The 14,110-nt window shown below is 38.8% G+C and carries 12 protein-coding genes; 10 read left to right on the plus strand and 2 right to left on the minus strand.

Annotated features, from left to right (window positions below; genetic code table 11):
* Positions 1-93 precede the first annotated feature (93 nt).
* Entirely contained in the window at positions 94-663 is a 570-nt protein-coding gene (locus tag MKZ02_RS13645) for a GNAT family N-acetyltransferase (RefSeq protein ID WP_340854025.1), read from the minus strand.
* A gap of 91 nt (positions 664-754) precedes the next feature.
* Between MKZ02_RS13645 and pdxR the strand changes: the two genes are divergently transcribed.
* The 3 genes from pdxR (at position 755) to MKZ02_RS13660 (ending at position 4,743) form a co-directional block, all read left to right on the plus strand.
* A complete protein-coding gene (gene pdxR, locus MKZ02_RS13650) occupies positions 755-2,143 on the plus strand; it encodes a MocR-like pyridoxine biosynthesis transcription factor PdxR (protein WP_340854026.1) in 1,389 nt (462 codons plus the stop codon).
* Between the two features lie 48 nt (positions 2,144-2,191).
* Positions 2,192-2,335 (plus strand): hypothetical protein, encoded by a 144-nt coding sequence (locus MKZ02_RS13655; RefSeq protein WP_182916935.1) that lies wholly within the window; start codon positions 2,192-2,194, stop codon positions 2,333-2,335.
* Between the two features lie 245 nt (positions 2,336-2,580).
* A complete protein-coding gene (locus tag MKZ02_RS13660; protein WP_340854027.1) occupies positions 2,581-4,743 on the plus strand; it encodes a sensor domain-containing protein in 2,163 nt (720 codons plus the stop codon).
* Between the two features lie 182 nt (positions 4,744-4,925).
* Here MKZ02_RS13660 and MKZ02_RS13665 read toward each other — a convergent pair whose 3' ends face one another.
* Complete coding sequence (locus tag MKZ02_RS13665; RefSeq protein ID WP_120031434.1) at positions 4,926-5,366, minus strand: Lrp/AsnC family transcriptional regulator; 441 nt, start codon at positions 5,364-5,366, stop codon at positions 4,926-4,928.
* Between the two features lie 121 nt (positions 5,367-5,487).
* On the opposite strand from MKZ02_RS13665, the gene MKZ02_RS13670 reads away from it, so the two are divergent.
* The 7 genes from MKZ02_RS13670 to MKZ02_RS13700 all read left to right on the plus strand — a co-directional run bounded on the left by MKZ02_RS13670 (position 5,488) and on the right by MKZ02_RS13700 (position 13,953).
* Positions 5,488-5,907 (plus strand): carboxymuconolactone decarboxylase family protein, encoded by a 420-nt coding sequence (locus MKZ02_RS13670; protein ID WP_120031432.1) that lies wholly within the window; start codon positions 5,488-5,490, stop codon positions 5,905-5,907.
* A gap of 198 nt (positions 5,908-6,105) precedes the next feature.
* Positions 6,106-6,909, plus strand: a complete 804-nt coding sequence (locus MKZ02_RS13675; protein ID WP_259455537.1) for a CPBP family intramembrane glutamic endopeptidase — start codon at positions 6,106-6,108, stop codon at positions 6,907-6,909.
* Between the two features lie 241 nt (positions 6,910-7,150).
* Entirely contained in the window at positions 7,151-8,359 is a 1,209-nt protein-coding gene (locus MKZ02_RS13680; protein WP_340854031.1) for a CdaR family transcriptional regulator, read from the plus strand.
* A gap of 181 nt (positions 8,360-8,540) precedes the next feature.
* A complete protein-coding gene (locus tag MKZ02_RS13685; RefSeq protein WP_340854033.1) occupies positions 8,541-9,791 on the plus strand; it encodes an NAD(P)/FAD-dependent oxidoreductase in 1,251 nt (416 codons plus the stop codon).
* A gap of 30 nt (positions 9,792-9,821) precedes the next feature.
* Positions 9,822-11,273, plus strand: a complete 1,452-nt coding sequence (locus tag MKZ02_RS13690) for a sodium:solute symporter family protein (protein ID WP_340854035.1) — start codon at positions 9,822-9,824, stop codon at positions 11,271-11,273.
* Positions 11,274-11,699: 426 nt separating this feature from the next.
* Positions 11,700-12,845 (plus strand): N-methyl-L-tryptophan oxidase, encoded by a 1,146-nt coding sequence (solA, locus tag MKZ02_RS13695; RefSeq protein ID WP_340854036.1) that lies wholly within the window; start codon positions 11,700-11,702, stop codon positions 12,843-12,845.
* Between the two features lie 235 nt (positions 12,846-13,080).
* Positions 13,081-13,953: an AraC family transcriptional regulator gene (locus MKZ02_RS13700; RefSeq protein ID WP_340854037.1), complete on the plus strand. Its 873-nt coding sequence runs from the start codon at positions 13,081-13,083 to the stop codon at positions 13,951-13,953.
* Positions 13,954-14,110 lie beyond the last annotated feature (157 nt).

Consider the following 14,110-nt stretch of genomic DNA (forward strand, 5'->3'; position numbering starts at 1 on the left):
TGCAAGAACGCGCTCTTTTTAAAGTCATTTATAGCTCCCTATCAACAGGGTTCAATAAAGCACACCTATTCACCTGTTTGCAGTTATGCTTTTTTACAACAATTGAGCCAGAAATAGCTGTTTTACCTTTGGCCAATCTTCTTGTGTCATGCTATACATTACCGTGTGCCGAATATCTCCATTTCGCTGGATCATATGATTTCGCAAAGTCCCTTCCTTTATGCCGCCGATTCGTTCAATTGCTTTTTGAGAGCGTACATTACGGTGCCCTGTTTTAATTTGCACACGGTTATAGTCAAGCTCCTCAAAACAGTGTTGCAGCAACAGCCATTTACAATTTGTATTGACGGTTGTGCGCCAATAATTTGGGTTCAGCCAGGTGGAACCAATTTCTAACCGTTTATGCGCTGGGTGAATATCCAATAACCAAGTACAGCCAATAATTTGCTTGGTGTCATTATGGAAAATCACAAACGCAAAGTCTGTGCCACTTTCACGCTTCTTTAACGCATCCTCTACATAATTTCTACAGTCCTCTTTAGTCATTAAGTTAACAGACATATGCTCCCAAATGCTCATGTCTTGGGCTGCAGTGTGGATTCCATCAATATGCTCTAACTGGATGGGAATTAATGAAACCACTTTGTTTTCTAGTTTTCTCATTTGTATCACTCCCTGTCACCATTTAAAAGCATTTTTGATAATATAGGTAGTATCAAAAATGATAAAAAATATAATACCAGGGAGTATGGATATGGAATTAGAAATTCACTTCTCTCATAAGAAGCCAAAGTTTCTTCAAATTTATGAAGGCATCCGACAAGGCATTTTGCTTGGGAATTTCAGAAAGGATACGCAGTTGCCCGCTAAAAGAAAGTTAGCTGTTCAATTGAATGTCAGTGTGATCACTGTTCAACAAGCATACGATCAATTGGTAAGTGAAGGATACATTTATTCGATAGAGAGGAGAGGGTACTTCGTAGCGGCTATTTTGGAAGAATGGCATGAACAAAAAAACAAAACGGAAGATTTACCAAACAATCAGCAAGAAGTTCCCCCTGCTTATAACTTTAGAAACGGGCAGGTAGATTTGCATAGCTTTCCTTATAATCAATGGTTGCGCATTTACCGTGAAAAGCTGCAGATGCTTTCTCCTCAAAATGCCCCATGGCAAGGAGAAGAAGTGCTTCGTCGCGCGATTGCCCAGTATTTAGCAACAGCTAGAGGACTAAGTTGCAGTTATCAGCAAGTATTTGTCTTTAGCGGCTTTCAACAACAATTTATGAATTGCATGCTGTTTTTTGAAGATAGGAGCATAGGGATAGAAGAGCCTGGTTTTATGAGAGCAAAGGCCACACTTCGGCAGCTTGGGCGTCCCTATAAGCTTGTGGATGTAGATGAAGAGGGCTGCCAAGTACCAGATCTTCATATAAATTGCCTGTATATGACACCCGCTCACCAATTTCCAAATGGGCAGGTCATGACAATCCAAAGAAGGATAGATCTGTTAAATTGGGCAAGGAAGAATCAAGGCGTCATTATAGAGGATGATTATGATTCAGAGTTTCGGTACACAGGTACGCCTATTCCAACTTTAGCCAATCTGGACCAGCTTCAGCATGTGATCTATTTTGGCACGTTTTCTAAAACATTGATGCCTTCTTTACGAATCAGTTACATTGTATTGCCCGCTCATTTCGTGAAGCCGTTTGAAGATTTTAATAAGCATCTAAAATCAACCGTTTCTAAAGTAGACCAGCATACGTTGGCCGAATTCATAAACAAAGAGCTATATAGCAAACATGTTGCGAAAATGCGGGTGCTCTATCGGAAGAAACGGATGCACTTATTAAAGAATATTGAAAGATATTTAGGCCAGGGCTTTAAAGTAAAAGGAGAGGAAGCGGGATTACATATTGTGTTAGAATTGCCCGCTCATCTGACAGAAGATCATGTAATTCACCAAGCTTATCAGCAAGGCATTGCGTTAGATCGAATTTCTAGCCTGTATGAACAGCAGAAACCGAACAACCAGATTATGATCGGATACGGGGAGCCAAGTTTAGAGGAGATAGAGCACGGAATAAAGAAATTAAGTTATTTTCTTTGTGGTGACCACAGCGATCGCCAGATTAGTCAATAAAAACTTCATCTACCTTATAAAGGATCTTCTCTTGGAAGAAGAACATAAATGCTGGGGATGAAGGATGATGACATAACGAACGGTGTTTACCTTAAGAAAGATAAGGGAAATGTAATAGACAATGAACAGGCACTGCGCAGGGGGACGTTCTCCATTATCATCAACGATTCAAAAAATATCATGGATCTTTAGCAGAGCCAAAATGTAAAAATCGCTTGTTGAATAAAATACTCTTCATAATGCAGAAAGACCGACACAGAACAAATTACGATTCTATGTCGGTCTTTTTGTCCACGTGAAGTATATCCTTTTTGTGGAAGAAGATGGATCATTCACAATTTAAATGCTTGCTCGTCTATATTTACTCTTGTCAAATGCTGCTCTAGATAGGTACTCTAAATTATACAAGTGAATCCGTCCTCTTGGAGGTAAACATAATGAAAAATGAAAACAATGAAAACTACAGCTGCAGCCGTGATATACAACTATTTCAAGGCCATCTCCAGAGCTCACTAGAGGAGAATCATCAAGCACTTTCAAAAGAGCCTGCTTTTTATAAAGAGATGTTTGAAACTCTAGTTGAAAATGCACCTGTCGGTATGTACGTATTAGAAGATGCTACTTACTCGTATATTAATCATCAATTTTGCCAACTTGTTGGATATACAAAAGAGGAGTTAGTTGGAGACAAAGTCGCATTGGATAAATTAATACATCCTGATGATTTATCTTTATTACGAGAAGGCGTTCATAAAGAAACGGGAGAGCGCGGGGCTCAAGTGCCATACCATGTGAGAGCATTTAAAAAAGACGGTAGTCTGATACATGCAGCCGTGCATGCGACTAAAGCCATTGTGAATGGCAAAAGAATGATATTCGGAACAGTGGTTGATATAACAAAAGAAGTCATTGCTCATGTAAAGTTGAAAGAAAATAAAGAGCGCTTCCAATCTCTCTTTTATAATAACCCAGATGCTATTTTCACTTTTGATATGGACGGCAATTTTATAGATGCGAATCCGGGGTGTAAAGCGCTAACAGGTTATTCGACAAATGAATTGTTAGAGATGTCTTTTATTCCGCTGATCGTTCCTGAAGATCTGCCCATTGCTGTTCACAATTTTGAAGAAGCGAAACAGGGAGCTACCAAAAACTATGAAGTTTCCATCATGTGCAAAAATGGAGAACAGAAATACCTGGATATTACCAATTTTCCGATGAGATCAGGCGAAGAAGTCATAGGGGCTTATGGGATTGCTAAAGATATTACAGAAAAATTAGAGCATAGAAGGTTGATGGATGACCTGGCATTCTATGATCCATTAACTAAATTGCCAAACCGAAAATTGTTTGAGGATCGGCTCCAGCAAGTTGCCAAGCTATCAGAAGGGAGTCATCACCAGTATGCGGTCCTCTTTCTGGATATGGATCGCTTTAAAGTGATCAATGACTCACTGGGACACCATGTAGGAGATGAATTTTTAAAAGCGGTTTCTAGGCGATTAAAAGAGATTGTACATGAAACCGCCACGATTAGCAGATTTGCTGGAGATGAGTTTGTCATATTATTTCCCGATACGGATGAAGAAGAAGTCATATTATTAGCCGAGCGTCTAAATCAGGCAATGGCAGAACCTTTTGATGTGATGGGGCACTCTGTATCGACCTCAGTGAGTATAGGGATTGCACTTAATGATGGAGAAAAAGAAAGTGTAGAGGAATTAATAAAAAATGCTGATACAGCTATGTATTACACAAAAAAGCATGAGAGAAACAGCTATACAGTCTATTCAAAAGAACTGGAAGTAGAGGCTGCTTACAAATTAACAATTGAAAAAGATTTAAAAGCAGCGATTAAGAATCTGGAGTTTTTGCTTTATTATCAACCGATTGTCGACTTGAATAATGGTGAGCTGCGAGCGATGGAAGCATTAATACGATGGAATCATCCCAATCTTGGTTTTATATCACCGGACCAATTTATCCCGATTGCAGAGGAAAGTGGACAAATCATTCCCATAGGCAACTGGGTTCTTCACGCAGCTTGCTCTCAAAATAAAGCTTGGCAGGATCTTGGGCACCCTCCCTTTAAAGTATGCGTCAATGTCTCCACTATACAGTTGCGGCACCCAAGTTTTGTTGAAACAGTAAGCATGGTGCTTAAAGAGACAGGACTTGAGGCAAAATGGCTAGAGCTAGAAGTGACAGAGAGTGTTTTAATAGAGGATACTAAACTTTTAAAAGAAAATTTAATGAAGCTAAAAGCAATCGGTATTTCAATGGCTATTGATGATTTTGGAACAGGATGCACTTCGCTTAGTTATTTAAGACAGTTTTCCTTTGACCATGTGAAAATTGACCGCAGCTTTATTGAAGATGTGAAACAAAACTTAAATGGAATGGCTATTGCTTCTACCATTATATCTTTGGCCCATAAATTGAATATAGGCGTGATTGCAGAGGGGATTGAAGAGGACGAACAGTTGACTTTTCTGAAGAAGGAAGGATGCGATGAGGGGCAAGGCTATTATTTTAGCCGCCCACTGCCGGCCGAATCGCTCAAACTGCCCATCGTTTATGAAAACATAAATAAAATCTAACTTTGCAAGGATTGGAATAAAGACCATTGAATGAAGCAAAGAAAAAGGCTAGCAGATTGGCAGCCTTTTTCTTTTTATGACTAATGCCTGAATAGAGCTTTTTACACCTGTTAAAACAGGCGACAGCCCATCGATTTCTACTCTAACAACTTAGGTCTCCTTATTTAGTAGCGTAGAAAGGGTCATTCTAAATCTATTTGTACATTTGTTTCTACTTCTGAAAAAATAAAATGGGTAACAGTAGAAGCATAAGGATTGACTGTGTTAATGAACTCTTCTGCTTGAGAGAAATTTTCAAATTGCATCTTCAGCATATAACAGGCATTGCCCGCAATCCGGTAACAAAAATCAACATTCGGAAGGCTTTCTATATACCTTTTAAAGCGGTTATAATCCCCATTTTTCACTGTTGCCTCTACGATGCATTGAATAGGCAGCCCTAATTTTTCGTAATCAATGTCTAATGTATACTTCTTGATAATTCCAAATGACTCCATTTGTCTGACCCGTTCAGTAACAGACGGGGAAGATAAATTAATTCTCCTTCCAAGTTCACTCATCGATAAACGGCTGTTCTGCGATAACTCAACTAATATTTTCTTATCAATCTCATCTATTTTCATTTTTAAAGAAATCTCCCTTTTTTTGTTGAATGTTTAATTTACCTTATGGAAAAACATTTAGTATTTAATGTGAAATCAAGCTTTTTCAGTTTATATTTAATGTAACAAGGAGGTGGTGAAGGTGGCAAGAGTTATTCAATCAAACTTCGGGAAGACACCTTTTCAAAAATTATTAGGCCACAATAGAAAAGTAATGGAGGCATGGTCTGATTTAGGAGAAGTGCTGGAGCAGGATGGACTGCTTTCATCTAAACTAAAAGAGCAGGTTAGAAGAACTTTGGCACAAAGTAATGGCTGTGAGTATTGCAAGGCAAAAGGGAAGCCCGATCCGCATTTATTTGATGAAAAAACAGCAGTCGCAACAGGATTTGCAGAGGTATTTTTAAAATATGAAAAAGGAAATGTTCCGGATTCGGCCTTTCAAATAGTAGCCGATTATTTTTCTGAAGCTGAAATCAGTGAGCTTTGTGCATTTATTTGTTTTACTACCGCTCAACAGTATTTTGGAGCGATGATGAAATTAAAACCCGATAGACAATAATTTATAAAAAATGCTTGGATTACATTATTCCAAGCATTTTTTCTTCGCTGCTATTAAACTTATGCATGGACGATGATCTTTTCGTTATAATTGAATGATAAAGGTCTTGAAAATATCAATATATCCAACATTCAACACGTAGGCGGCATCCAGAAGCAATTAAGCAAAATAAGGAGGATGCGCTCTTAAAAGGAGAGGATGAACATACACCATACTTTTACTAAAAGCATGGCTTGCTTATCTTTATTTGTCTTGCTTGTTATTTCCATACAAATTCACAGTTACTTACTCATGAGCTTGTGCATCTTTTTTGCTATTTTTTTATTTGTGATTTTGGATAAACCTCTAAAATCATTTGTTTATACCACTAGCTTCTTTGGGATAGGGTTCTTCATTTATTTGTACATAAACGCTCATGGGATCGTTCAAGCTGAATCGCGAGAATTACATATCTTTTTAAATAGATTATCGTTAGTGACTGTTTTAATCCCGCTGGTTGTACTCTCACTCTTTTCAAGCTCTCCGTTTATTAGATATTGGAGAAGGCCCGAATGGAATGAATACATTTATTTTCCCTTTATCTGGTCTGGCTTTCACCAGACAAAGATTAAATTTTTTCTCACTATAGCAGTAACGGTAAATATTTTAATATGCACACCATTTGTTATTCTAAACGGTTGGTCTTTCATTCAGGAAGTCTGGCTGTTAACTATTATCTTTTCGCTTACAAATGCTGTATTGGAAGAACTGATTTGGCGAGGGGCTCTTTTAAGCCGCTTTTCCGAGCAACTAGGTGAAAAGTGGGCAGTCATCATCACGAGCTTAGGCTTCGGTTTGCAGCATTATTCACTTGGTTTTCCATGGCTTGCTTGCCTTGCTTTTTCTGTGGGAGGGCTATTTTATGGCGGGCTCACCATCAAATCTAAAAGCATTGTTCCGTCTATCGTATGGCATGTCATTTTAAACGTACTTATGGTTTTAAGTGGTTTTATTTTAAAATGAAGATTAAAAAGTCCCGAAATCCGGGGCTTTTTTGTATTTAAATACGTAAAGGAATAGTAGTCTAAGCACCTTTTATTTAGAGAGCTTTCTGTTGATGTTTCTGGTAGCTATTTTTCTGAGGAGCTTTCTATTCAGCAGATCTCCCAGAAACACTGCTATTATGCGAAAATAAAAGAAGGAATTTTTATATAAATAAAATAGCTAAAAAGTTGTAGAAAGTGAGCACGGGAGGTGTACTAGTATGTTAGACGATATTGCGCAGAAGATCGCCGTTTCGACAAGCGAGATTATTGGATATGAAGTAATTATAACAGATGAAGATTCGATCATTATTGGTTCAAGTGATCCTTCCAGGCTAGGTGATTTTCATGAAGCCTCTGTTCAAATTATCAAAACAGGCAAGCCGAATCCAGATACGATGAATATCGATAAAATGAAAGGTACGAAACCAGGATTTGCTTTACCCATTGAATTATTCAATAAAAATATTGGATCATTTGGAATGGCAGGTGAAAAAGCAAAGGTAAAGAAATATTGTTATCTATTAAAGAGATATATTGAAACGATGCTTCATCAAGAAATGTATATGAAATCCAGTCATCTTCGGGAACAAGCGGTGAAGAATTTGATCCAAGAGATTTCTGTTTTTGATGATGAAAAGAGCGACGAATCTTACTTGTTGTCTAGAGGACACGAGCTAGGTTATGATTTACAGCCGCCTCATATAGCTATCGCCATTGATCTTTTTCGTTTTGAAAATTTAACTAAAAAAATATATGAAAAAGCAGGAGGGCAGCAATCTGCTGAACTGCAGATTCAGTCTCTAAAGCTAGACGTATTAGCTATCATACAAAAGACTTTTCACAAAGCAAATGACTTGATTGCTCCTATGCAGGATGATAAATTTATTGTTCTTTCCGCTCTGGCCTTTCAATTCTCAGAACACGGAGTTATCGAAGAGATACAAGATAAGTGTTCAAGCATAATCGCTCAATTTGAAGCAAAAGGAATCTCCGCCTCTATCGGAATTGGCGCCATTGCAAAGAATATGAATGAATTAAGCCAATCCTATAAAGATGCATGGAGAGCTTTGAAAATTGGAAAAAAGCTACATGCTTCTTCAGGTGTTTTTTTTATTCAAGATTTGTTTTTTGAAGACTTAGTATCAAGCATCCAAAAAGATCTATCGAAGCGCTACATATTAAGTATGTTAACGTCTTTGAAGGAACAGTCTGATTGGGAAGATTTATCCAAAACAATTTGTGCATGGTGTGAATCTGGATTCAATCAGAAAAGTGCCGCGAATAGGTTATTTATTCATAGAAATACACTGCAATATCGCTTGAATAAAATTTATGAAATTAGCGATATCGATCTTAAAAATTACAAGAATGCATTTATGCTCTATCTCGCTGTAATGATGGAGAATATGGGAACATCGGACATGTAGGCAGGCTGTATAAAATGACTGAACAAAGTATGACTGTGCAAAAAGTAAAAAATTTCTTGTGAAAAACTTCTGAATATTAGGCACATGAAACAATGTACAATTCCGCCACTAATAATAAAATTAAATAAAATTATCAGAAAATTCAAATGAATTGCTGATGAATGGAAAGGAGCATTTAGATATGAAAGAGAAAGTAGTTATTATTGGAGGCGGTGTCATTGGTCTTAGCAGTGCCTATTATTTAATACAAGCAGGCTACGATGTGACTGTCGTGGATAAAGGAGAATTTGGAGAGGCGTGTTCAAGGGGAAATCAGGGGTGGATCTGTCCAGCTTTACACGAACCCGTCCCAGCCCCCGGATTAATGACAGAATCATTTAAAATGCTGCTCCAAAAAGACAGTCCTTTGTATATTAAGCCATCCGCACTTCCTCAGCTATCCGGATGGGTGAGCCAGTTTATGAAGTATTGTAACGAACGCGATTTTGAAGATGGAGAAACAGCCTTGTTAACACTGAGCCAATCGACATTGAAATTATTTGATTCCCTTCAGTCTGAAGGATTGGACTTTGAATTACACAGAAAAGGAATCTTATTCGCTTTCTTGCATCAAGAAAATCTTAACAATAAAATAAAGCGGCTGGAAAATGGAGCGGCTGTTCATGGACACGAATCACCAGTTGCCCTGAGTGCTGCAGAAGTGAGAGACCTAGAACCCAACTTGTCTAATCAAGTAATTGGAGGAATTTTACTTTCAAAACAATATCATATTCGACCAGAATCTTTTTCTAAAGCGCTTACAAGAAAGCTGGCCGCTTCCGGTGCAGAACTATTGCCCCACACAGAAGTCATCGACATGGAAAGACAGGGACATGAAGTGATAGCCGTACACACAAAATCAACTCGGATTGAAGCAGATCACTTCTTGTTAGCAAATGGAGCATGGTCTGGCACTTTAGCCAAGAGAATTGGTTATGCTCTTCCCTTAACTGCTGGAAAAGGTTATAGCATTACCGCCACTAACCCAAAGATTCATATCCAGCGGCCCCTTTATTTGGGGGATGTCAAAGCAGGAATCACACCATTTGATGGTGCGGTAAGAATGGGTGGCACGATGGAATTGTCGGGAATTAACACGAAACTTGATAAGAAGCGGCTGCAAGGAATCCGCTCCGCTGTCTCAGGTTACTTAAATGAAGATTTAACGGGTGATATGGAGGAAGAGTGGACAGGAATGCGGCCGATGACACCGGATGGCTTACCTGTTTTAGGGAGAGTTCCAGACTATAAAAACCTGTTTGTTTCAACCGGACATGGCATGGTCGGCATGGCCATGGCGCCTGCTACAGGCAAGATAATGTCAGATTTAATTCATTCCGGGCAAACCGAATTTAATATACAGCCATTTGAACCGAATCGCTTTGCTGTATGAGTAACGATAAATGAAAATACAGGAGGGATTATGATGCTAAGTGGGCTGGACCTTACCATACTAGTTGTTTATATGTTAGTTGTTTTATGGATCGGTTATTTCACAATGAATAAGATTACATCCTTCAGTGATTATTCTGTCGCAGGGAGATCTATGCCATTTGCTTTGATTTTTGCGACCATCGGGGCTACATTAGCCGGCGGTGGGGCAACAGTTGGCAGAGTTTCTTTCGTTTATGAAACTGGTATTGTTGTTTTCTTGGCACTTCTAGGAGTGGTCATCAGCCAAATTCTGATTGGATTTTTCGTAGCACCGCGCATAAGTAAGATGGAAAATATATATACGATTGGCGATATTATGGAGTTTTATTTTGGAAGGTCAGGCCAGCTTATAGCCAGTATTATTGCATTCTTGTTTATGGCAAGCATGTTTGGTGTTCAGGTTTTGGCGCTCGGTCGTATTTTGGAGCCGGTTATCGAGTTGCCCTTTATCACTTTAACCATTATTGGTGCGTTAATAACAATCATTTATACATGGGCAGGAGGGATGCTAGCAGTTATATACACGGACGCTATTCAGTTTATTATTCTTGTGGGCAGTATGGCTACAGCCGCCGTCATAGGTGTTAACAAAATGGGAGGCATGACACAGATTATTGATCAAGTAGGTGCCATTGATACAGAGCATTTAGTCTTTTTTGGAGGACCTTGGACAGTTGGTATATTTATTGCAACATTCTTAAGTTTTTTATTAGGAGAGGCACTAGCGCCGCACTATATCCAGCGATATGCATCTTCTAAAACGTCCAATATTAGCAAGTGGAGCACTGTATCTTTTGCTATTATGTACATTTTTCTTACCATCGTAATCATGGTAATCGGTCTGATTGGATTTGTTGAATTTCCAGGTTTAAATGGAGATGTGGTATTTGTTACTTATGCACAGGAGTACTTACCGATCGGCATTGTGGGGTTAGTATTTGGTGGATTGCTTTCAGCTGTCATGTCGACAGGAAGCTCTATCTTAAATACGGCAGCCGTTATTTTTACAAGAGATATTTACGGCAAGATTATTAACAAGAGTGCTGATGACAGCAGCTTGTTAAAATGGACAAAATACTCCACTTTGATAGTTGGAATTGGCGGGATTATTGTATCGTTATTTATCCCTAGTGTAATGGGGCTCATGTTATACGCTTTTCAGCTATGGGCTCCATCGGTCTTGCCACCACTATGTATAGCTATACTTTGGGGAGGGCCTTCGGAGCGCAAAGTATCTCCATATGCTGGGCCGCCAGCCATTGTAGCGGGCCTGCTTGTCACGATCCTATGGCTGAACATTTTAGGAGAACCTTTTGGCATTCCGGCCATTGCAGTAGGGATCGTCGTAAATTTAGTTGTTTTTTGGGTTACTCACTTTATGACATTGCATAAAATGCCGCGAAATTATCAAAACATGCCTACGGAGAAAGTAGATGCATAAACAAGAACAGCGGAAATAGCGAAAAATCTAATTACTTACTGAAAGAGGGGGTCACACAATGGGTATATGGGATTTTATCGTTTATTTTTCAGCTAGTGTTTGCTATATAGCAGCAGCAACAGTAATAGTGGGCTGGGTAAAGTATGCCAGAGGCAAATAGACTTATTTTACATTCTTTAAAAAGTATTTTCCTTCTCCTCTCATTCCCGGCTCCTTTAGTTGAAGGGTAGAGTAAGACAATCCAGGAAGGAAGAGGACAAATGCGAGGGAAAGGTTTAGCATCCTTTCTGTGACGTTTTTTATCTTAACCATGTTGTTTTAGCTTTGGTTTGGGGATTGTTGCTTACAAATAGCCCGCAAGTTCATGATGTCTGGGAAATGAGAGTTCCAGAGTATTGATCAGAATAGAAAGGGAGACTCTCCGCTATGAAAAAGCATTACAGTGTCGTTATTGTTGGTGCCGGCTCTGTCGGAATGGCCACAGGCTGTTATTTAGCTAAGAAGGGGATCGATACTTTATTAATCGATGCGTTTGATCCTCCACATGGCAGGGGAAGCCATCATGGGGAAACTCGGTTAATCCGCCATGCCACTGGGGAAGGCGGCCATTATGTAAGCCTCGTTCTCAGAGCACAACAGTTGTGGAAGCAGTTAGAAGAGGAAGTGGGTCAGACACTTTTCATTCCATCTGGTACTCTGATGGTGGGAGAAGATGATGCTCCCTTTATAAAAGAAACAGTCAAAAGTGCTACAGAGCATTCTTTATCCTTAGAAAGGATGAGGGCGAATGAAATTCAAAAAAGATGGCCGGGTTTTTCAATTCCTGAACATCTTGTTGGCTACTTTGAATCCTCCTCTGGAGCTCTTCTTAATGAACAATGTATCCTTGCATACAAACAGTTAGGTCTAACATATAATATGTCACTAAAGAATAATACAAAAGTAGAATGCATTGATTTTTCAACTAGTGGAGTGGCTGTAAAAACTACAAATGAGACTGTTTATGCTGATAAAGTGGTGATTTGTGCAGGAGCTTGGACAGGTAAACTTCTTTCGTCATTAAGGTTGCCGTTACAGCCAATGCGTAAAACATTAGGATGGTTTGAAGCGAATAGTAAGAATTATGAACATCCTTTGCTGCCTTGCTTCTATTTTAATGTAGAAAATCAAAAATACTATGGGTTTCCAAATATAACAGGTGGTGGTGTGAAAGTTGGCCGGAATGATTCGGAGAGAGAAACAGATCCAGATGCAATGAGTCAGGACTTTGGCAAATACCTTAATGATGAAGGAGATTTAAGAAACTTTTTAGAAAAGTTTTTGCCAGGAGCAGCCGGCAAACTTATAAAGGGCAGCTCCTGTATGATTACAAAAACCCCCGATAAGGACTTTATTATAGATCAGTACCCTGGATTTTCGCACGTGATGATTGCCGGTGGGTTTTCGGGACACGGCTTTAAGTATAGTAGCGTTTTAGGAGAAGTACTAAGCGAGATAATCATTCATGGGCAAACGATTCATGATATTTCAATGTTTTCCATTTCAAGACCAGCATTAGCGACTGTAAGATGAAAAGTTGTTTTCTCATTTGATAGCCTAGAACTTGTTAGTTTAAAATAGATACGGATTAAAAGTAGTCTATAAATATTGGTTTAAAAGAAAAAACTCATTTGTATTCCAAATGAGTTTTTCATGTTGTTGAATAACATGTTTTACTATCTATGAGTGAACCCTGCATAACTGTGCACGAAAAGTCGGATGGATACATTCAACTCCTGCTATTCTTTTGATAAAGGAGGTCATATTAATGGATTTGCTTAAAGATATGAATGGCGCATTACAATATATCGAAGAAAACCTTACGAATGAGATTGATTTTAAAGAAGTAGCAAGACGGGCTTTCTGCTCCGAATATCACTTTAAAAGGATGTTTTCCTTTCTTTCAGGTGTTTCATTATCAGAGTACATCCGGCGCAGACGGCTTACTCTTGCCGCGTTTGAGCTTAAAGACAGCTGCGTAAAGGTCATTGACATTGCCGTGAAATATGGATACAATTCCCCCGATTCTTTTGCACGGGCTTTTCAAAATTTGCATGGCATCACACCATCAGAGGCTAGAAGTAATGGTCATTTACTTAAAGCTTATCCACGAATGACCTTCCATTTATCAATCAAAGGAGGAAATGAAATGAACTATCGAATGGAAGAAAAAAAGGCATTTCGCATCGTGGGTATGAAGAAAAGAGTTCCTATTATTTTCAACGGAGTTAATCCGGACATTGCCTCTATGTGGAGAAGCTTAGATAGTGAAACGATAAATACTCTAAAAAAACTTTCTAATGTCGAACCTATAGGACTTCTTAGTGCATCCACCAACTTTTCTGAAGGCAGGATGGAGGAAAAAGGGGAACTTGATCACTATATTGGCGTGGCAACAACGAAAGCGTGTCCTGATCATCTAACACAGCTTGAAGTTCCTGCTCTATCGTGGGCTGTATTTGAAGCCATCGGACCATTTCCGGATACGCTGCAAGATGTATGGGGACGCATTTATTCTGAATGGTTCCCATCCTCAAATTATGAACAAATAGAAGGTCCAGAAATCCTGTGGAACGAAAATAAAGATGTAACTTCACCCACTTTCAAAAGTGAAATATGGATACCAGTTTCAAAAAAGTAATGATAATCAATTAGAAAGTCAGCGTATCAGTTATCTTTCAAGCGCAGTAAAGCATCTTCTATCGAATTACCCCCGTTCTGAAGTCTGAACGGGGGTATGCTTGTTTGACGTTATAAAATGAAATAACTTTATTTTCATCTTATAGCAGTAGCCTAAT

The organism is Pseudobacillus sp. FSL P4-0506 (assembly GCF_038003025.1).
Lineage (GTDB): Bacteria > Bacillota > Bacilli > Bacillales > Domibacillaceae > Pseudobacillus.